Consider the following 18,876-nt stretch of genomic DNA (forward strand, 5'->3'; position numbering starts at 1 on the left):
GCTGGCTTCCTTCAGTCGCTACGTCACAAGAGGCCGGTTGGCTTCGTATGGTCGGCCTGCTGATCTGTGTGAAACCTGTTTTGGCCGACACAGGGTGTCATGTCCCGCCGACGGAACCACATCGCGCGACCGCATCGCAGCGGCGCATTGCCCGCCGTGAAGACGATCTGTTCGTCGGCGCGCATTCGCAGGACCTCATGCGGCTGAATCAGCGGCCGGGCGGCCATTTGCTTTGAACGCGTCCGAGACGATCCGTGCGATTGGACGCTGCGGCTGATTTGATCGATTTCGACCGTGGTCGTGCCGCACCGACGCGAGATATAGTCAGCTGTTTCCGGGTCGTTGATCGCGGCGAATGAGATCCAGCTGGCGCTCTCGAACCACTTGCTGGACGCGTCGCGCCCACCATAGGTTTCCCGCAGCTGGCCGATGGACTGGTAGATCATCGTCAGCGTGATGCCGTACTTTCGTCCGGCATCACGCGCTGTCTCCAGCACCCGCATGTAACCGAGCCTTGCAATCTCATCGAGGAGAAACAATGCCCGGCCTTTGATCGCTCCATCGCGGTTGTAGATTGCGTTGAGGAAGGAGCCGATGATGACGCGCGCCAGCCCGGCATGGGTCTCCAAGGTCTTGAGGTCTATATTGATGAACACGTCGGTCTCGCCGTCTGCCAGTGCATCGGTGGAGAAGCTGGACCCGGACACCAGCGCGCCGTAGTTCGTGTAGCTCAGCCAGTGCGTCTCCTTGATCGCATTGGCGTAGACCCCACTGAACGTTTCCGGTGTCATGTTGACGAAGGCGGCGACATTCTCCTTCACGAAGTCGGATGCGGAATTATCGTAGATCTCTTGCAGGCGCGCGCGAAGCTTCGGCTCAGGCTCCGACAGATTGGCGCGGACCTGGCGCAGGGTCTGGTACTTCGCGTCCGTATGTCCGGAAAGGCAGACGTCGGCGATCATCGCTGTCAGAAGCTGGAGACCAGATGCACGGAAGAAGTCGTCGCGGACGCCGGTCGCGCGACCGCTGTCGCTCATGATCCATGACGCGACGGCGGCGATATCCTCTTCCTTTGTGCCGCCATGGCGACCGATCCAGTCGAGCGCATTGAAGCCAGAACCTGCATTCGTCGGGTCGAGGACAATGACGCGCCGCCCCGCCTTGCGTCGGTGCTCCGTCACCATCGGCGCGACCTCGTTGGACGGATCGAGCACGATGAGCGAGCCGCCCCATTTGAGAGCGGTGGGGACGGTCACAGACGTCGTCTTGAAACCACCCGAACCGGCGAAGACGATCCCGTGCGACGAGCCGAACGAGCCGTCGAAACACAACAGCGGCGCGGAGCCACCCTTGCCCCAGGTTGTCGGCTCACCCGGTCGAAACGCCGTCGCCGCCGGATCGTCCCGGTCGACACGATAACGCTCGCCGATGACGATACCGCCCGTTTCCGCAAAGAGCTTCTCCGCCTCCTGCATCCGCATCCAGTCCGCCTCCCCGTGCAGGGCGCGCTTGCCACGGATGCGACGCGGCTCGCTTCGCGAAAAGGCCGCATTGCCCATCCTGGCGACGCGCAGCGCGAAGAATGTGGTGAGCAGTGCTGCGCCCGCTCCCACGATGGTTGAAGGATCGGCATAGGAGAGCAGCGTCCTTTCGGTGGGGACTTGCTCGGCAAACGCAAACAGGCGTGAGCCCTCCCTGATTGCTGCGACGATGACCACGCCGAAGCCGCCCGCGGCGACGCTCCAACCGGCCGCCCTAACGTTGATTGAGCCCCTGGTTCCGAAGAGAAACAGGAGACCGCAGGCGCCGGCGAGCACATAGGGCAATGCCAGCCCGATCCGCCCGAGCATCAGCTTTGCCTGATCGGTCGTACCGAACGCTGAGAGCCACCGTTCGATGCCGGGCAGGCCCAAACAAATGGCAGTCATGGCAATGGCCGGAATGCTTGCGACAAGTATCTTCCTAGGCGTCATCGGCGAATGCCTTCGCACCGAGTTCACTCAGGCGGCTTCGCTCCGCCTCGTCCGACTTGATCCGCGCGCCGGCATCGATCAGGAGCCCGAGCAGCAGCGCACGCTTCTCGTAGCGGAGGCCAGCCTTGACGATCAGTCCGCCGAGTTCGATTTTCTCCCGCGCGTCTTTCTTGCGGGCTTCGGTCGCAGTCATCTTCTGCATGCGCTCAAGCCTCAGGAGATTGGACCGCAGCCTCGCCAGCGCCGTTCGGCGACGTGGTCGCAGGCTTGCGTCCTTGGGCGGGTTTCGTTCCTTCGCGAAAGCGGCCGGCGACCTCCTCGAACGCGGACAAAAGGTCGGCCTCTTCGATCTCGATCTCCCCGAGGCCTGCCCGTATCGCGATCCGACCGATGCGCTCGGCGTCACGTGTTTCCGCCTCCTTCAGCTTCTCCTGCAGGCGAGCAATTTCTTCCCGGATTTTGGCAGTTGGCTTCTTCATGGGCTTGGCTTCCTCGTTGCTGATGGTTCGATGGAGACGAACCGTGCCCCGCATTTTCTACCGCTGGAAAGATGCAGATTTGCACCTCGCCAAAGCGCCAGCTTTTGGCGAATGATCCCGCCGTTTCGAAGAAGCGGATCCAAGGGCGCAATTATACGTCGCTGACGCGACGTGCTCGAAAGAGCGGATTTGCGGGGCCGCCTCTATCTTCGAACAGATTGGAAACGTTCGTAAAATGGGGAAGATTAGCTAGTGGCCGTCCCACATTTCTCAGTCAGCATCGTCGCCCGTGGTTCCGGCCGCAGCGCCGTGCTGTCCGCGGCCTACCGGCACTGCGCGAAAATGGATTTCGAGCGGGAAGCAAGGACGATCGACTATCGCGCTAAGCAGGGGCTCTTGCATGAGGAGTTCGTCATTCCTGAGGACGCGCCGGGCTGGCTGCGGGTAATGGTGGCCAATCGATCCATCTCAGGTGTGTCCGAGGCTTTCTGGAACAAGGTCGAGGTTTTCGAGAAGCGGTCCGATGCTCAGCTGGCGAAGGACGTCACCATAGCCCTGCCGATCGAGCTGTCAGCCAAACAGAATATCGCGCTGGTCAGGGATTTCGTCGAACGGCATATCACGGCCAGCGGCATGGTCGCCGACTGGGTCTATCACGATGCGCCCGGCAATCCGCATATCCATCTGATGACGACGCTGCGGCCGCTGATCGACGACGGGTTCGGGCCGAAGAAGGTTGCAGTCCCCGGTCCCGATGGAAAGCCGCAGCGCAACGGTGCCGGGAATATCGTCTATGAGCTTTGGGCCGGCGGTGCCGATGATTTTAACGCCTTTCGCGACGGATGGTTTGCCTGCCAGAACCGGCATCTTGCCCTTGCCGGCCTCGACATCAGGGTCGATGGCCGTTCCTTCGAAAAGCAAGGCATCTCGCTGGAGCCAACCATTCACGTCGGGGTCGGTGCGACGGCGATCGAGCGGAAGGCGGATGGCGCGAGTGAGACCGCGCCGGCCGCTTCGGTAAAGCTGGAACGGATCGAGCTTCAGGAAGAGCGCCGCGAGGAAAATGCGCGGAGGATCCATCGCGATCCCGGTCTCGTCCTCGATCTCATCACCCGCGAAAAAAGCGTCTTCGACGAGCGAGACGTCGCCAAGGTTTTGCACCGCTACGTCGATGATCCAGCCCTGTTCCAGGATTTGATGGCGCGGGTTTTGCAGCATCCGGATGCGCTGCGGCTGGATAGAGAGCGGATCTCGTTTTCGACGGGTGCCCGGTCGCCGGCGAAATACACGACGCACGATCTTATCCGCATCGAAGCGGAGATGGCGAACAGGGCATTGTGGCTCGCGCGGCAGCGCTCTCATCATGTTGCAGCCCAGGTCCTGACCCAGACTTTCGAACGGCATGGCCGTCTTTCGGAGGAGCAGAAATCGGCGGTGGAGCATATCGCTGGCTCAGAGCGAATTGCCGCCGTTGTCGGGCGCGCCGGTGCCGGCAAGACGACAATGATGAAGGCCGCACGCGAAGCCTGGGAGGCGGCCGGATATCGCGTTGTCGGCGCAGCCCTTGCCGGCAAGGCCGCAGAGGGCCTGGAGAAGGAAGCGGGCATTGCATCCCGCACTCTGTCTGCCTGGGAACTGCGCTGGGATCAGAACCGCGACCATCTCGACGACAAGACCGTCATGGTGCTCGACGAGGCCGGCATGGTCTCCTCACGGCAGATGGCGCACCTCGTCGAGGCGGCCACGATGTCAGGCGCGAAACTCGTTCTCGTCGGTGATCCCGATCAGCTCCAACCAATCGAGGCGGGCGCTGCTTTCCGCGCGATTTCCCAGCAGATCGGATATTCAGAGCTCGAAACGATCTATCGTCAGCGCGAGCAGTGGATGCGTGATGCGTCGCTCGATTTTGCCCGCGGTAACGTGTCGTCTGCGCTCGCCGCTTACGCGGGCCAGGGCATGGTTCGAACAGGCTGGACAAAGGACGAGGCGATCACGACTTTGATTGCCGACTGGGACCGCGAATTCAATCCGGCCAGTTCCTCGTTGATCCTCGCGCACCGCCGCCTCGACGTGCGAATGTTGAACGAAATGGCCCGCGGCAAGCTTATCGAGCGCGGCCTCATCGATACCGGACACACCTTCGAGACGGAAAATGGTCACCGACAATTCGCAGCCGGCGACCAGATCGTCTTCCTGAAGAACGAGGGTTCGCTCGGCGTCAAGAACGGCATGTTGGCCCGCGTGGTCGAAGCGCAGCCCGGGCGTATTGTTGCCGAGATCGGTGGTGGCGATGATCGTCGTGAGGTCGTGGTCGAACAGCGCTTCTATGCCAATCTCGATCATGGCTATGCCACCACGGTTCACAAGAGCCAGGGCGCCACTGTCGATCGCGTCAAGGTCTTGGCATCGAGCACGCTGGACAGGCACCTTTCCTATGTCGCCATGACCCGCCACCGCGAAACGGCCGAGCTCTATGTCGGCCTGGAAGAGTTCGCCCAGCGGCGCGGTGGGGTGCTTCTCGCGCACGGGGACGCCCCCTACGAGCACAAGCCGGAAAACCGGGCCAGCTACTATGTCACGCTCGGCTTTGCCGATGGACAGGAGCGGACTGTTTGGGGTGTCGATCTTGCCCGCGCGATCAATGAATCGAAAGTCGAGATCGGAGATCGCATTGGTCTCAAGCATCTCGGATCGCAGCGCGTCACGCTGCCTGACGGTACCGAGGCTGATCGCAATTCGTGGAAGGTCGTCCCCGTCGAGGAGCTGGCGATGGCGAGAATGCATGAACGCCTGTCACGCGACGGATCGAAGGAGACCACGCTCGACTACGAGGATGCTTCTTCCTATCGCGCGGCACTTCAGTTTGCGAACGCGCGCGGCCTGCATCTGATGAATGTCGGTCGCACCCTGCTGCGCGATCGCCTGCAGTGGACCATCCGCCAGAAGGGAAAGCTGACCGATCTCATCTCGCGGCTTACCGCCATCGGAACCCGGCTTGGATTGGGTCCTGGCGTCGCCGAGGAGCCCCGCGTTCGTAGCGCCTCCGAAACCCGAAATCAGACCAACTCTGTCATCCAGAAGGATAGGACGCCCATGGTTGCCGGTATCACCACATTTGCGAAATCGATCGAAAAATCTGTCGAGGACAAGGTCTCGGCCGATCCCGCCTTGAAGAGCCAATGGCAGGAGGTCTCGGCCCGCTTCCACCTCGTCTATGCCGATCCGCAGGCGGCGTTCAATGCGGTGAATGTCGATGCCATGGTCGGAAGCCCCGAGATCGCGAAAACAACGATTGCGACGATTTTTAAGCTGCCGGAAAGTTTTGGTTCGTTGAAGGGCAAGACCGGCCTTTTCGCCGGCAAGGCAGAAGTCCAAGCGCGAGAGACCGCGCTCGTAAACGTCCCGGCACTGGCGCGTGATCTGGACGGGTACCTGCGCAAACGGGCTGAAGCCGAACGTCGCTATGAGGCGGAGGAGCGTGCTGTTCGCTTGAAGGTCTCGATCGATATCCCCGCGCTCTCCGGCGCGGCCAAGCAGACCCTAGAGCGGGTGCGCGATGCCATCGACCGAAATGCTCTCCCCTCCGGCTTGGAATACGCCCTCGCCGACAGACAAGTGAAGGCCGAACTGGAAGGATTTGCGAGAGCCGTCTCCGAACGTTTCGGGGAAAGATCCTTCCTGCCGCTCGCGGCAAAAGACGCGGATGGCAAGGTGTTTGAGAAGCTTTCCGGCGGCATGGCGCCGGCTCAGAAGGCCGAGCTGCAATCGTCCTGGAATACGATGCGGACTGTTCAGCAACTATCCGCCCATGAGCGGACGGTGACCGCCCTAAAGCAGGCGGAGATCATGCGCCAGACCAAGACCACTGGGCTCTCCCTGAAATGAGTGCCGAGCCATTGAACATGCGTCGTTCCAGACGCGTGGCGGTCATTCTGCTTGGCGCCCTTCTAAGCCTTGCAGCGGTCCTGGTGATGGGCTTTGGTGCTGGCATCAGGGTCAACACCACGCCAAGCGAGCCGCTAGGGCTCTGGCGCATCGTGCCGGTCAATCGCCCCGTCGAAATCAGTGATCTCGTCTTCGTCTGCATGCCAGACACCGTCGAGCGCAGGGAGGGGATATCGCGAGGCTATCTGCGGCGGGGGCTCTGCGCCGGTGGAACTGGACCGCTCATCAAGCACGTTGTTGCTGTCGCCGGGCAGCAGGTCGAAATTGCCAGTAGCGTATCGATTGATGGAGCAGTCCTCGACAATTCCCGACTCGTCGAGCTTGACGGTCGTGACCGGCCGCTACGACCATATTCCGGTGGTACCGTGCCGCTTGGGCAGGTGTTTATCCACTCTCCGTTCCCGGGGTCTTGGGACAGTCGATATTTCGGCCCGGTTCCGGTTTCCGGGATCCTCGGATTGGCGCGCGAGGTCCTGACCTATGCGCCATGATCGGCAACGAGCAGCGCTCATGGTCGCGGGCGCGGTCGCATGCGGCTGGATTGGATGGAGCGGCTATCTGTTGCTCTTGCCGGTCTCTATCGCCTTCCCCTATCTGTGGTCACGGGCGCCGGATCGGACTTCTGCGGCGCTTGTGTCTACGGGATATTTCCTGGCGGCGTCGCGGAGTTTGCCGCAAGGCGTTGCGGCCTTCTATCAATCGGACATTTGGCCTGGACTGGTCTTGTGGCTTCTGGCGTTCAGCGGCTTTGTCTCTGTCCATTCCGTGCTCTGGACGGGGCGACTGGGTGTTCGAAGCGTATTGGCCTACCTCATCGCCATGGTCCTCATGGCTCTTCCGCCATTCGGCATTCTTGGCTGGGCCCACCCAATTACGGCGGCAGGTGTCATCCTTGCTGGATGGGACTGGCTCGGTCTGTTAGCAATGGCATCCGGCCTATCGATCATGACGACGCGATACTGGCCAGCTGCTGCCATCACCTTCGCAGGTTGCTGGCTCTGGTCCGCCGCATTCTGGACGCAGCCGCAGATAGGGCGCGATTGGCAAGGTGTCGACCTCCAACTCGGGAAAAGATTGGGTCGAGACGCGGGCCTTGCCTATCATCGTCAGCTCCGTGCATCGATCGGCCGAAGCAAGGTTCGAGACCGGATCGTCGTCCTTCCGGAAAGCACTCTCGGCTTTTGGACGCCATCTGCCGCAGCCCTTTGGCAGACATATGCGAAAAGCAGCACAATGACCGTTGTCGCAGGTGCTGTTGTCGTCGACGAAACCGGTTACGACAATGTCCTTGTCCAGATTACCGGACAGCGCAGCGATATCGTTTACCGCGAGCGGATCCCGGTGCCAGGTTCGATGTGGCAGCCGTGGCGCCAACTGGCCGGGCAAAGCGGGGGAGCCCGCGCGCACTTTTTCGCTAATCCTGTGGTCTACATTGCCGGGATGAAGTCCGCGCCGCTGATCTGCTACGAGCAACTCCTTGTCTGGCCGATCTTGCAATCCATGCTGCATGACCCGGACATGATCGTCGCCGTTGGTAACGGCTGGTGGACGCAAGGCACTTCCGTTGTCGAAATCCAGCGCATGAGCGTCGAGGCCTGGGCCCGCCTCTTCGACCGACCTTTCGTTATGTCCTTCAATACCTGATGCCGACACTCAAGCGGGAGAGATCAAATGGATGCGGAGCTGATAGACAAATGCCGCGATCCGGCATTAACGCCGGCTATCGTCGAGCAGTTTGTTGCGGCGGCCGGGTCAGACGACCCTCTAGCCATAACGATCAAGGCAGATGGCCGGCTGGTGCTGATCCCGAAACCTCAATCAACCGAAGGCGCATTGGCAGTGGTCAAGGAGTATGCGGGGCACGCGATGGTCAGGGTCGGGCTGACCCAATTTCCCGCCGGCTTAGGCATCCGTGATGTTTCCCATATGCAGGCAAGTTTATTCGAACCGTGCGAAAACCTACGCACGGGCACCGCCTTGTTCGCGAAAGTCGCGCGCATCGTGACCCAATGGTACGGGCAACCGACCAATCCGGAACTCTTGCCGCAACTGTTTGATGACGCAGTGGTTGCCTGGCGAAACGGCAGTTTCGAGGGAGAAAACATCTTCAAGGCCGATGATCCTGGCGGCCCGACGTTTTTCACCGGGGAGGCGGTTCCTCCCCGGTCTCCTCTCTTCAATGCAAGCGTTCCCGCAAGGCAACCGCTGTCTGACGATGCCGTCCCGGACGTCGGCATGCGTGTCGACCTGTCCCGGATACAGGGAGATCGTCAATAGAGGTGTTGCGGCAATACAGGTGGAGGCAATCAGTCCGAGACGAGGTCCGCACCAAACCATCGGTAGCTGATTTCTTCAAGGGTACCGTCCGCCTTGATGGATCGTAAAGCCGTGTTCAACTCTTCCGCGAGATGCGAACTGTCTTTGCGAACACCAATTCCAACTCCAGGACCAAAGAGCCCGCCGGAAATGCGTGGTCCATAGATCGCGACTGTCGCGTGGTCATCCGTATCGAGGAACGCTTTCCAGACCGAATAATCCGCCAAGCCTGCATCGATGCGGCCCACCGAAAGATCGATGTTGAGATTATCCTGGGTGTCATATGTCCGGACCTCGACGGCATCGCCGAGATATTCCCGAACGAAGGCTTCAGCATTCGTTGACCCCTGGACACCGATGACCTTGCCTTGCAGGTTGTTTTTTAGCGTCTGCAAAAATGCCTTGTCGCTGTCGGACGCAGATGAGAGATCGATCCGTGTGTTTTCGGGAAGTTCAGGCAGCCTGCTGGCCTTCGAGGCCACGAAATAGTTGGATGTCAGCGCATAGGGTTCAGAAAAGGCAATAACCTGCTTGCGCTTGTCGGTGATCGACATGCCGGCCATGATCGCGTCGAATTTGCCGACCGTCAGCGCGGGTATGATGCCGTCCCATGCCTGCGTGACGAAGGTGCAATCGAACTTCGCACGCTTGCAGAGCGCCTTGCCGACATCGATATCAAAGCCGACCGCCTGACCAGAAGCGTCGACCGCATTCCACGGCGGGAAGGCCCCTTCCGTGGCAAATGTCAGCGATTTCTGATCCTGTGCTCGCGCCTGCACGATAACAGTCAGCGAGGCCAGCATGGCGATTGCAGCGATGGTGGTTTTCATGGAATTCCCCTTTTTGTTTTTCATTCAGACATAGAGTTTCGGAACGTGATCCCGCAATCCCGCATACAGCCCAATGATGTCGGTCCCCCATCGCGCTGCAACTTCGTCCCGTGTGATCATCGCTTCCCCCTGACGCCCAAGCAGAACCACTTCGTCGCCGAAGCGCGCTTCCGGAATGTCGGTGAGATCGATCCGGACATGCTCGAGATGTGATGGACCGATCAAGCTTGCGCGCCGCCCCCGCACGAGACCGACCATCCCGTTGGGCAGATATCTTGGCAAACCGTCACCCCAACCCATTGCCATGACACCGAGTATCATCCCCGAGCGAAAGCCGGGACCATCGGGCACGGGACCAAGTGACGCATCGACGCGCTTGACCGAAACGAGCCTCGTTGCGATTGCCTTCAGCGCCGGGCGCAAGGCAATTGGACGCGCTGGCTCACTGATTTCGGAAATACCCAAAAGCAGCGCGCCGGGATCGACGGCATCGAAATCCATATCCGGATGCTCAAGGACACCTTCCGTGCTCGACATCATCACGAGCGCCGGCCGATGACCGGAGGTCTCGATCGTGCGTAGAGTGTCGTGCATTCTTGCGAGTTGTGCCTCGGCCTTGTCGTTCTGCGAACCGGGCAGCTCGCTCATATGCGCGTAAAGCCCCTCAACTTGAACATCGGGATACTCGGCTGCGATCCTTAGAAGCTCAGGCAGCTGAGCCGGCGTGGTACCGGCTCGAAAGAACCCTAGATCGAGCTTCATGAATAGCCTGGTCGTCGTCAGCACTCGTCGCCACTGCATCAATTCCTCGATGCTCGAAACGCTGATCGTAAGACTGTTTGCCTCAATCAATCTTGCGTCCTCGAGACCCGGACCGGGATACAAGAGAATGGGACTTGAGACGCCACGCTGGCGAATGGCGATCGCATCGGCGATGGATGCAACGGCAAAACCGTCGATACTCTCCTGCGCCAGTGCCGCGGCGACGACCCCGGCCCCGCAGCCAATGGCGTTGCGCTTCAGGCATCCGTAGATCTTGACGTGTTGCGGCAAATTCCGACGAAGCTGACGATAGTTGTGACGTATGGCGTTGATATCGATCTCGACCCAACATCCGCGGATCCGAATGTCTGCTACGGCGTCGGCTTGATCGGTATAGCGGTTTTGATGTTCAAGAAGGTTCATTTGCCACCTTCCTGCACGGCAAGCTTCATTCCGGTCCGCCCGCGAGCAAATGTAATGCGCGGCCCAGACCTCGGCCGCCTGTCGCTTCTTGATATCCGTCCCTCAACCAACCGGAAGAACTGCGTGGTCAGAAGCGTGATCGCGAGATAGATCAGAGCTGCCGAAATGAAGACCTCGTACGGCGAGAAGGTCTGCGCGACGATTTTACGCGCGTTTCCGGTCACCTCCATGATGGTGATGGTGCTGGCCAGCGAGCTGGCTTTCAGCATCATGATAACCTCGTTGGCATAGGCAGGGAGTGCAAGCCGGATACCGGTTGGCAAGACCAGACGCCTCAATCGAAGCGTATAAGACATGCCCAGGGCCTTGCCGGCTTCGATCTCACCTGCAGGTATGGCGCGGATGCCGCCACGCAATATTTCGGCGGTATAGGCGGCATGGTTCAAAGAGAACGCAATGACGGCGCACCAGAGCGGGTCTCTGAGGATTGGCCATAAGAATCCGAACCGGACCCAGCCGATCTGACTGGCGCCGTAATAGATGAGAAACAGCTGAACGAGCAAAGGCGTTCCGCGAAACACAAATGTGTAGATCTGAGCAGGCAAATACACGATAGCGGACGATGATGTCCGCATCAGCGCCATGGGAATGGCCAAGGTGCCGCCAATGACAACAGCGGCCAGCGTCAGGCCTATTGTGAGGACCAGACCATCCATCAACCGCGGGATCACATCGATAATCAAGGAGAGATTCATGGTTGCATCCTCACATCGCAAACCGCGCGCCGCGGCTGGCGCGGTGCTCGAGTTGCGCCAAGCCGATGATTGAGGCGGACGTGAAGGCCAGATAGATTGCCGCCGCCGCGCAATAGAATGTCAAAGGGTCATGCGTTGCGCCGGCGGCGATGCCGGTCTTGCGCATCAGGTCTTCCAGTCCGACCACGGAAACGAGCGCCGTGTCCTTGAGCAGAGTGAGCCAGAGGTTTCCAAGGCCCGGCAGGGCGTGCCTCCACATCTGCGGCAGGATGACGAAACGCCAGATCAGGACACTTGGAAGTCCGAGTGCGCGTGCTGCTTCGATCTGACCATGCGGGACTGCCCGGATCGCCGCCCTGAACACTTCGGTTGCATAGGCACCAAACACCAGGGACAGCGCAAACACACCACTCGTGAATGCATTGATCTCGGCATAACGACCGGCCAATGCGGTCAGCGCGACAGTCCCTCCGAAATAGAGGATGAGAATGATGAGCAGTTCCGGAATGCCGCGTATGACCGTGGTGTAGAGAATGGCTGCCGCCCTTATCATCGCGACATCGCTCTGCTTGGCAATTGCCCCGCAAAGCCCGACGGCGACGCCGAAAACAAGACTCGTTGTGGCGAGCCCCAAGGTGGTGGATGCTCCGGCGACAAGCTGGCCTGCAAAACCTTGCAATTCGATCATCGGTCAGGCTCCTGCAAATGGCTCGAAAGAAACTGCGCCAGTCTCGGGGAAGAAGGCTGCCGGAAGAATTGTTCTGGTCTCCCCTCCTCTTCGATCTGACCCGCATGAAGGAAAACGACGCGGTGAGAAACCTGTCGGGCAAAACCGAGTTCGTGGGTCACGATCAGCATCGTACGGCCCTCCTCGGCGAGAGCCCGGATCACTTTCAGAACCTCGCCGACGAGTTCTGGATCAAGCGCGGATGTCGGTTCATCGAACAGCAGGATCTCCGGCTCCATGGCCAGTGTCCGTGCTATCGCGATGCGCTGCTGTTGCCCACCGGAGAGATGGGCGGGGTAAGCCGACCGATGACTGGCCAGGCCGACTTTTTCGAGCAGGCTCAGTGCCCGCTCATTCGCCGCTCGCCTTGAGAGGCCGAGGACGTGGATGGGTGCTTCGACGATGTTCTCGAGCACGGTCTTGGCCGGCCACAAATTGAAATTCTGAAATACCATGCCGAGCGAGGTGCGAAGTGCGTTGATCTGCCGCCGTTTGGCGTTTCCCCGAGCCATCGAGACGTGGTGGTCGCCGACCCAGATTTCACCGCTTGTCGGTTCCTCAAGGAAGTTCAGGCAGCGCAGGAATGTGCTTTTCCCCGAACCGCTGCTGCCGAGGATCGAGATGACTTCGCCGCGTTGTGCCGTTAATGACAAGCCCGTGAGGACCTCGACCGGTCCATACTGCTTCTTTAAGTTGACGACACGCAACGCAGTCGTCCGAAAGTCTTGAGTGCTCTGTAACCTGCCACGTGAGTCAATCGTCATGTGCCCCTCTTTTTCCCGGAGGGTGCATGAAGTGCCATTGCAGCGCTTGCACGCATTTGATGCAGATGCGGTTTTTGATCGCCGAATGCGTCGACCCTGCCAGTGAAATGGATGGCGAAACGGGTCTTTGTAAATGAGATCAGTTCGGCGCGAAGGGCTTTACCTGCTCAATCCGATATCTCTTTTCGAATTCTCGCAGGACCATCTCGAGCGTCGCCGCGAAGGCTTCCTGATCGAACAACATCGATTCTTTCGCCTCGTGTAGGTAGCGCTAATCAATGAAGGCGTTCCGGTGCTGAGCGAGAATGTGATGAATGCTGTAGCCTACATGCAGTCCGCTTGAATGATACGGTGCAACTGACGCCTTGAACTCTGCGTCGAGCTTTTTCTGGCTGTCGGATTTTAGGCGCCGAAACAGCTTTACGAGGTCGTGGGATCTCATAAAATCGGCATCATGGTAGTCAAATACGAACCATGCTTTTAGAGCCAATTCCATTCCAAGAGCCAGAAGCATGGGTTCGACACCTACGTGTTCGGTGTCGTCAATATCGCCAAACTTACCAAACTGGGCCTCCGGAAAGGCTCGGGTTTTGTTGAGGATGGCCCGCGCGGCCCTTCCAATCTTGATGGCGGTCGTCAAACGCGCACTCATTTCATATCCTCAGGTGTCGAGACGATGGTTTCGAGGCTTCAAAAAGAATGTGGCCTGTGGCCAGCGAGCGCCTCGGCAGCTCATTTCAGGCCCATACAGCATTCGATTGCCAATTGGCCGGGAAGCCCATCTGATCGATTGGAATATTCGGATGATCGGCAATCAGCTCACGGAAGCGGTCGACCCAATGCGTTTCAGAGGAGATGATCTTCAGCAAAGATTGTATCGCGACCGCGTGATTATAGAACTTCTTTGGGTGGTGGACATGACTTGCATCCACTTTTGTAATCGAAGGGACGACGCAAAACTCCCTGTTCCAAACCCGGCTGTGATGTGCGCAAAGATTTCTCAAGTGCGACGCAGCATGGAGCCACGATCCGAGACGGTTGCGCGGTATGCCGAACGCGGCAGCCACGCTTTTCTTCTCACCGTCCACGAGATTTTTGTAGACCTTCGAGATGGCACCAAACGATAGAATTTCCATTACCATCCAACTAGGTGGCAACAACGGGGGATCGTATGTCCTGAAATAGTGGGCGATGAACTCGGTTTGCTTGTGCTGATCGAAAGGCACCAGGCCAGTTTCCCGACGAACCAGTGTCATGAACCCGGCATGGTAGGCGGGTACGAAATGGACACTATCCATATACCAGTGCGGACCGTGCCGCTGTGACATGACGTCCGAAAGCGCGGATCGAGCCGCTACCTCAATCCTCTCGATTTCATCCATGGCAATACCACGGAGCCGCCGATCGAATATGTAGCGATCCAAAACCGTGTCCAGATCAGTGTTTGGTCTGAAATTGCTGTGGTTCGCTGTGCCGTCGCGAAACTGGAAAGGAAACCAGTAACCGGACAGGCGATAGTAGCCGACGTAAGTCAGAAATTGCGCCGCTTTTCCCGGATCGGAAATCAACATCCCGCGCTGTTGGAGCAGGGCAAGTTGGTCCGGAACGCTCAAGGCCGGTTTGTTGAAAGGAATTTTGGCTAATAAAAAACCCGCCTGTTGCGCTTCGTCGAGAGGCGTGGCGGGTGTGTTGCGCCATATATGCTCTCGATTCAGTCCGTAGTCAAGGTCTCTCACCGCCATAGGTCGCGACGGACCCAAGGCGGCTGAAACCGATATATCTCTTGAAAATGCACGAGGCAAACTGGCTTTGCGGAGGCAAGGTTTACATCTGAAGGACAAAGGTCGAGAGACAGTTTTCGCTGCGCCCTATAATGATGGGATCACTAAAAGCCTTAGGCTATTTCTCCGGGCACGGCAGCATTTGCTCACAGCGCTTTAGCCTAGAGACCAGCTATGCCGGTAGTTCAGTGGTGTTGTCCCGACAACGCGCTTGAATGCATTGGAGAAGTGGCTGGAACTGGAAAAGCCACACGCCAAGGCAATGTCCGTGACCGATAGATTTGTTGCACGAAGCTGGTGCTGTGCCTGTTCCAACCTGCGTTGAACGATGAACGTATGCGGTGGGCAGCCAACCGTCTGGCGGAATGCGCGGCAGAAATGCGGGACGCTGAAGCCGATGTGTTCGGCGAGCTGGACGAGTGACAGTTCTGCTGTCAGATCCTCGTCAATGAGCTCAACCACACGGGTGAGATGGCAGTTGGTAAGGCCGCCTTTGCGTGCAGGCGCGACGAATCTCTGTTTGCGCAACAATTGGGCGAAGATGGTTGCGATGAAGCTTTCGGTCAGCATGGTGCTTACCGGATTGCGATCGTCGATTTCCGAGGCGATGCCGCGTGCAGCATTCATGATGACAGGATCCTCAAAGCCAAGGTCGGGCGACAGTGCCGGCGGCTGCCCGCCGGAAAGCTCGGTGCAAAGTTTTTTCACCAGCGCAGGGTCGACGGAAATCGACAGATATGCGGCGTTGGGGGCGCCGTCTTCCCAACCGTGCCACTCACAACCCGCCGGAATGAACAGGATGGCGCCCGGTTTACGACGCACGAACTCTGCTTTCCTGCCATCAAGAAAATGCTGACCTCTCTCTGAGGCGCCTTTCAGGTTCAGGAGGAGAAGATGCCGACTCGAGACGGCGGTGGTTTCCTCTTTTCCCAACCCCGCGCGTTCGACAAGGTCTGCTCGAGAAAAGCGCCATGATCGTGATCGATGCGAAACCACCTGGCACGCGCCCTGTTTGAAGCGGGGTGGCTGTAGATCTGCGAGCGCGTTCAATGATTGCACTCCTCTTCGCACTGCTGCCGGTGCGTCGCCGGATCGTATTCCGCAGCGACGGCATCCGAGAGCTCCTCACCTAGTGCCGCCACGAACGACGAAATCCGATGTCGAACTCGCGGAGGTAGCGCCAGCAGCCCGTTGTTGAGGCGCCGGCCCTCCATGCTTGCGGCAAACGCGATGTGTTCATGTATCGGCGGTTGGGCCTCTGGGGCGGAAATTCCGTTCCCCGGCAATCCGTCGAACAGGCGGCTGACAGGGGCGCCGAAAGCTTTGGCAATCTCGAACAGCATCGAGGCGCTGATACGATTGCGGGCGCTTTCATATTTCTGGAGCTGCTGAACGCTGATCCCCACGCTTCTGGCGAGTTCGGTCTGCGTCATGCGCGATTGCAGCCGAAGAAGGGCCACCTGACGGCCGACATGGCGATCAGCCGCGTGCGCCGAGGCGCGCGCTGGTGTTTGAGATCGCTGCGAATGAGACTGCTGCTGTGTCTGCTGTCCCTTGCGGTCCTGCATCATGCACTCCCCGTCGAGTGAGTTAGTCGCGGTGCGTCCCCGCGATAGACTCACTAAACCTCCGATTGATCGGGGAGTTCGAAACTGTACGAGACAGCCCTGAGGCCTTTAGTTCCGGGGAACCTGGACATACGCCACAGGCTCCCCGACCCGAAAGGATCAGAGAGTTCGGTGCTGAATCGACCAGCACCAGTCGCTCGTAGGGGTTTCGACGCCCCCGGGCAGTACGTGCTGCCTCACCTGAAATAATAGTCGATGCAGGCGGGTGTCGCTAGTGCTTTGTGACGAAATTGTAAGCTGCTGTCGTGATTTAGGAGCCGCTGTTGGACGAGATGCCTGGCATCACCCGATGATGATCAGGTTGCATCCGGGCTCGGAGACCGTCGCGCGCCCGCTGCATGCTTCGGTCGCAGCAAGATCAGGATGCCCGTGGCGATCAGTGTAACGAGGCCATAGAGCAGAAACATCGTCGACGGTTCGAGGCGGTTTGCTCCGAGTGAAACAGCGCTGAACAATATCAGCCCCATGGCGACTCCAGAGCAGTGAAAGATCCCCTTTGCTCTGCCCAAGGCAGAATTCGAGACCGTAGCCTGCAGCATAACCTCGACCGCTACTCGGCCAAGATTATAGAAAGTGCCCACTGCTGCGAATGTCGCGAGGGTCCATAGCAGCGGCGAAAGTTTTAAGCTCGCGAACGAGAGCGCGATCAGCATCAAGGCGCCGATCAACAGAGCGGAGTGTTTTGCATAGCGCGCCAGCGGAATGAGGAGAATGGCGCCGAGGATTGATCCTGCCGACCAGGCGCTTTCGAGCTTTCCGAAATCAAGTGCGTTGCCGCCGAACTCGTCGAGGATGAGGCCGGCCCCCAGGATGCTGACAAGTGTGCCCCCTCCATAAAGCAAGGCGTAGACGCAGGCGAGGTAGACGAAACGTGCATCGATTTTCAGTCGCCGACGGTCATTAGTATCGATGGCTCTAGGCCTTGAATGCGTGCCGGAAACAAATGCCATGCTCATGAAAGATATGAAAAACGCCGCCGATATCGTCGCAAACGCCGCGGGCACCGAGATGACATGAAGAAGCATGCCGACCAGTCCTGCGGCGATCAGGCCGCCGACCTGCATGCAGAAGAAGCTGATCGAGTTGGAGGTGTCGGGCTTCAGGTGCGCGCCGACGGATGGGATCATCGCTTGCGATGCTGTGAGCGCGATACGATCGCAAGCGGCGAACAGTCCAGCGGCCGAGTATATTACCCAGGGCAGGTCCGTCGACATAAGCGCTAGTGATGCCAGCATTCGAATGACGTCGGCTGCAATGAAAACGGGACGTCGTTTAAAGCGATCGGATATCCATCCGGCAATTGGACTGACCAGCAGCTCCGTCAGGCTGACGACCGCAACAAAAGTGGCAACCGCGGCACTTCCCCCGTTCGACGCCACGAGGATCCAGGTGCAGGCAACGGCGTATCCATTTCGACCCAAAGCGGACGCCAAAGTGCAAACTAGGAACCAGCGGAATGACGGGTAACCCAGGATAGGGACGATAGCAGAGCGCAGTAATCGGATTGGAGCCATGTGCGGCCCTTGAGGCGAAGCGGGTGCCTTGGATTATCAGCACAGCTCCTTCAGGGCTTTCGAATTCGCGCCATGATAGCGAAACTGTGCCAGCAAACATGCCCGCATCAACGTCGCCAGGTGCGTCGGAACTCGAGTGGGCTGGAACCGAAGGCCTTTTTGAAGGTAGCCGTGAAATGGCTGGAACTTCCAAAGCCGCTTTCGAATGCGATGTCCGTCGCCGACAGGGTGCTTGTGCGCAGGAGATCCGCTGCACGGTCCAAACGCTGATCCAGCACATAGGTATGGGGCGTCTTGCCGGTGGATTGTTTGAACGCCCTGAAAAATTGACGCCGGCTCAAACCGACCTCACCGGCGAGTTCGCTGAGGCTCGGTGGGTCTGCAAGCCTCCCATCTATCGTCGCAACCACCCGACGGAGATCGAACCCGGACAGTCCGCCTTTGGTCGTGTCGAAACCGAGCAACTGCAATCGAACCAGATGGATGATCATCTGTATAGCCTGGCTTTCGACCATCATCGTGCTGATGGGGTCTGGATTCGCAAGCTCGTCCGCGACCAGCTTCAGCGACGCCTCGATCATCGGGTCTCTCAGCCCGATGACCGGCTTCAGGTCGGGCAAGTCGTCGATCTCAAAAGACTTTGCTATGAAGGTGCGATGGATGGTGACCAGGAGATAGGAGCCGGTCCTGTCTCCTTCGTCCCAGCCACGCCACTCGCTAAGGGCCGGCACAAAAACGATGGAGCCCGGGCGGCGCGGCGTGAATGACACCCTTTGCCCATCGACAAAATCCTCGCCGGTTCTCGCCTCCCCCTTCAAGTTGATCATGACAGCATGATGCATTGGCGCGAGCAGCGTCTCCTGGCGTGCCAGCCCGGTCCTTTTGACAAGGTCGGCTCGCACCGATCCCCAGTCCATATACCTATGAATCAAGCTACGACGATCCGCACGTCGCACCTCGTCTGGTTTGAAATCGCGTG

Annotated in this window: 18 protein-coding genes; 4 read left to right on the forward strand and 14 right to left on the reverse strand. The window is 59.0% G+C overall.

All coding sequences use genetic code 11. The features are described 5' to 3' along the window. Positions 1 to 23: 23 nt before the first annotated feature. Genes traG through traC form a run of 3 tightly spaced genes read right to left on the reverse strand, consistent with a single transcriptional unit; the run spans position 24 to position 2,452 of the window. Positions 24 to 1,973, reverse strand: coding sequence for a Ti-type conjugative transfer system protein TraG (gene traG / locus EDF70_RS26830; protein ID WP_132280470.1), 1,950 nt, complete (start codon positions 1,971 to 1,973; stop codon positions 24 to 26). Next, the gene (gene traD, locus EDF70_RS26835) at positions 1,963 to 2,175 is read right to left on the reverse strand and encodes a type IV conjugative transfer system coupling protein TraD (protein ID WP_132280347.1); all 213 of its coding nucleotides are present in this window, start codon (positions 2,173 to 2,175) and stop codon (positions 1,963 to 1,965) included. The genes traG and traD overlap by 11 nt, the downstream gene beginning before the upstream one ends. A gap of 4 nt (positions 2,176 to 2,179) precedes the next feature. Next, positions 2,180 to 2,452: a conjugal transfer protein TraC gene (gene traC / locus EDF70_RS26840; protein ID WP_132280473.1), complete on the reverse strand. Its 273-nt coding sequence runs from the start codon at positions 2,450 to 2,452 to the stop codon at positions 2,180 to 2,182. A 252-nt stretch (positions 2,453 to 2,704) separates the two neighbouring features. Between traC and traA the strand changes: the two genes are divergently transcribed. From traA to EDF70_RS26860, 4 genes are read left to right on the forward strand one after another with little or no spacing between them, the layout of a single operon-like run. Further along, positions 2,705 to 6,337 carry a Ti-type conjugative transfer relaxase TraA gene (gene traA / locus EDF70_RS26845; RefSeq protein WP_132280350.1) on the forward strand — a complete coding sequence of 1,211 codons (3,633 nt, stop codon included), beginning with the start codon at positions 2,705 to 2,707 and terminating at the stop codon, positions 6,335 to 6,337. Positions 6,338 to 6,354: 17 nt separating this feature from the next. After that, on the forward strand, positions 6,355 to 6,888 hold the full coding sequence (gene traF / locus EDF70_RS26850) for a conjugative transfer signal peptidase TraF (protein WP_245519384.1): 534 nt from the start codon (positions 6,355 to 6,357) through the stop codon (positions 6,886 to 6,888). After that, positions 6,878 to 8,041 (forward strand): conjugal transfer protein TraB, encoded by a 1,164-nt coding sequence (locus tag EDF70_RS26855; RefSeq protein ID WP_132280356.1) that lies wholly within the window; start codon positions 6,878 to 6,880, stop codon positions 8,039 to 8,041. The genes traF and EDF70_RS26855 overlap by 11 nt, the downstream gene beginning before the upstream one ends. Before the next feature lie 27 nt (positions 8,042 to 8,068). Then, positions 8,069 to 8,674, forward strand: coding sequence for a TraH family protein (locus tag EDF70_RS26860; RefSeq protein WP_132280359.1), 606 nt, complete (start codon positions 8,069 to 8,071; stop codon positions 8,672 to 8,674). A 29-nt stretch (positions 8,675 to 8,703) separates the two neighbouring features. On the opposite strand, the gene EDF70_RS26865 is transcribed toward EDF70_RS26860, so the two are convergent. From EDF70_RS26865 to EDF70_RS26915, 11 genes are all read right to left on the reverse strand, one after another. Continuing rightward, positions 8,704 to 9,543: a transporter substrate-binding domain-containing protein gene (locus tag EDF70_RS26865; RefSeq protein ID WP_132280362.1), complete on the reverse strand. Its 840-nt coding sequence runs from the start codon at positions 9,541 to 9,543 to the stop codon at positions 8,704 to 8,706. A 24-nt stretch (positions 9,544 to 9,567) separates the two neighbouring features. Further along, positions 9,568 to 10,728, reverse strand: a complete 1,161-nt coding sequence (gene alr, locus EDF70_RS26870; protein WP_132280365.1) for an alanine racemase — start codon at positions 10,726 to 10,728, stop codon at positions 9,568 to 9,570. Then, complete coding sequence (locus EDF70_RS26875) at positions 10,725 to 11,483, reverse strand: ABC transporter permease (RefSeq protein WP_132280368.1); 759 nt, start codon at positions 11,481 to 11,483, stop codon at positions 10,725 to 10,727. The genes alr and EDF70_RS26875 overlap by 4 nt, the downstream gene beginning before the upstream one ends. 10 nt (positions 11,484 to 11,493) lie before the next feature. Then, positions 11,494 to 12,171, reverse strand: a complete 678-nt coding sequence (locus tag EDF70_RS26880) for an ABC transporter permease subunit (protein ID WP_132280371.1) — start codon at positions 12,169 to 12,171, stop codon at positions 11,494 to 11,496. After that, complete coding sequence (locus EDF70_RS26885) at positions 12,168 to 12,974, reverse strand: amino acid ABC transporter ATP-binding protein (RefSeq protein WP_132280374.1); 807 nt, start codon at positions 12,972 to 12,974, stop codon at positions 12,168 to 12,170. The genes EDF70_RS26880 and EDF70_RS26885 overlap by 4 nt, the downstream gene beginning before the upstream one ends. Positions 12,975 to 13,245: 271 nt before the next feature. Beyond that, positions 13,246 to 13,626: a hypothetical protein gene (locus EDF70_RS26890; protein WP_245519385.1), complete on the reverse strand. Its 381-nt coding sequence runs from the start codon at positions 13,624 to 13,626 to the stop codon at positions 13,246 to 13,248. Positions 13,627 to 13,711: 85 nt separating this feature from the next. Continuing rightward, positions 13,712 to 14,716: an Abi family protein gene (locus tag EDF70_RS26895; RefSeq protein ID WP_132280377.1), complete on the reverse strand. Its 1,005-nt coding sequence runs from the start codon at positions 14,714 to 14,716 to the stop codon at positions 13,712 to 13,714. Positions 14,717 to 14,911: 195 nt separating this feature from the next. Continuing rightward, positions 14,912 to 15,805, reverse strand: a complete 894-nt coding sequence (locus EDF70_RS26900) for an AraC family transcriptional regulator (protein ID WP_132280380.1) — start codon at positions 15,803 to 15,805, stop codon at positions 14,912 to 14,914. Continuing rightward, positions 15,802 to 16,323: a helix-turn-helix transcriptional regulator gene (locus EDF70_RS26905; protein ID WP_165932156.1), complete on the reverse strand. Its 522-nt coding sequence runs from the start codon at positions 16,321 to 16,323 to the stop codon at positions 15,802 to 15,804. The genes EDF70_RS26900 and EDF70_RS26905 overlap by 4 nt, the downstream gene beginning before the upstream one ends. 356 nt (positions 16,324 to 16,679) lie before the next feature. Further along, entirely contained in the window at positions 16,680 to 17,897 is a 1,218-nt protein-coding gene (locus EDF70_RS26910) for an MFS transporter (protein ID WP_132280386.1), read from the reverse strand. Positions 17,898 to 18,004: 107 nt separating this feature from the next. Next, the gene (locus EDF70_RS26915; protein ID WP_132280389.1) at positions 18,005 to 18,814 is read right to left on the reverse strand and encodes an AraC family transcriptional regulator; all 810 of its coding nucleotides are present in this window, start codon (positions 18,812 to 18,814) and stop codon (positions 18,005 to 18,007) included. Positions 18,815 to 18,876 lie beyond the last annotated feature (62 nt).

This window comes from Neorhizobium sp. JUb45 (assembly GCF_004343585.1).
Taxonomy (GTDB): Bacteria; Pseudomonadota; Alphaproteobacteria; order Rhizobiales; family Rhizobiaceae; genus Neorhizobium.

What these genes read in the sequence shown, in the direction of transcription:
- EDF70_RS26855 (WP_132280356.1), top strand. Translation starts at nt 6,878, where the DNA reads ATGCGCCATGATCGGCAACGAGCAGCGCTCATGGTCGCGGGCGCGGTC.
- EDF70_RS26860 (WP_132280359.1), top strand. Translation starts at nt 8,069, where the DNA reads ATGGATGCGGAGCTGATAGACAAATGCCGCGATCCGGCATTAACGCCG.
- EDF70_RS26875 (WP_132280368.1), bottom strand. Translation starts at nt 11,483, where the DNA reads ATGAATCTCTCCTTGATTATCGATGTGATCCCGCGGTTGATGGATGGT.
- traG (WP_132280470.1), bottom strand. Translation starts at nt 1,973, where the DNA reads ATGACGCCTAGGAAGATACTTGTCGCAAGCATTCCGGCCATTGCCATG.
- traF (WP_245519384.1), top strand. Translation starts at nt 6,355, where the DNA reads ATGCGTCGTTCCAGACGCGTGGCGGTCATTCTGCTTGGCGCCCTTCTA.
- alr (WP_132280365.1), bottom strand. Translation starts at nt 10,728, where the DNA reads ATGAACCTTCTTGAACATCAAAACCGCTATACCGATCAAGCCGACGCC.
- EDF70_RS26865 (WP_132280362.1), bottom strand. Translation starts at nt 9,543, where the DNA reads ATGAAAACCACCATCGCTGCAATCGCCATGCTGGCCTCGCTGACTGTT.
- traD (WP_132280347.1), bottom strand. Translation starts at nt 2,175, where the DNA reads ATGCAGAAGATGACTGCGACCGAAGCCCGCAAGAAAGACGCGCGGGAG.
- EDF70_RS26890 (WP_245519385.1), bottom strand. Translation starts at nt 13,626, where the DNA reads ATGAGTGCGCGTTTGACGACCGCCATCAAGATTGGAAGGGCCGCGCGG.
- traC (WP_132280473.1), bottom strand. Translation starts at nt 2,452, where the DNA reads ATGAAGAAGCCAACTGCCAAAATCCGGGAAGAAATTGCTCGCCTGCAG.
- EDF70_RS26905 (WP_165932156.1), bottom strand. Translation starts at nt 16,323, where the DNA reads ATGCAGGACCGCAAGGGACAGCAGACACAGCAGCAGTCTCATTCGCAG.
- EDF70_RS26880 (WP_132280371.1), bottom strand. Translation starts at nt 12,171, where the DNA reads ATGATCGAATTGCAAGGTTTTGCAGGCCAGCTTGTCGCCGGAGCATCC.
- EDF70_RS26910 (WP_132280386.1), bottom strand. Translation starts at nt 17,897, where the DNA reads ATGGCTCCAATCCGATTACTGCGCTCTGCTATCGTCCCTATCCTGGGT.
- EDF70_RS26885 (WP_132280374.1), bottom strand. Translation starts at nt 12,974, where the DNA reads ATGACGATTGACTCACGTGGCAGGTTACAGAGCACTCAAGACTTTCGG.
- EDF70_RS26915 (WP_132280389.1), bottom strand. Translation starts at nt 18,814, where the DNA reads ATGGACTGGGGATCGGTGCGAGCCGACCTTGTCAAAAGGACCGGGCTG.
- EDF70_RS26895 (WP_132280377.1), bottom strand. Translation starts at nt 14,716, where the DNA reads ATGGCGGTGAGAGACCTTGACTACGGACTGAATCGAGAGCATATATGG.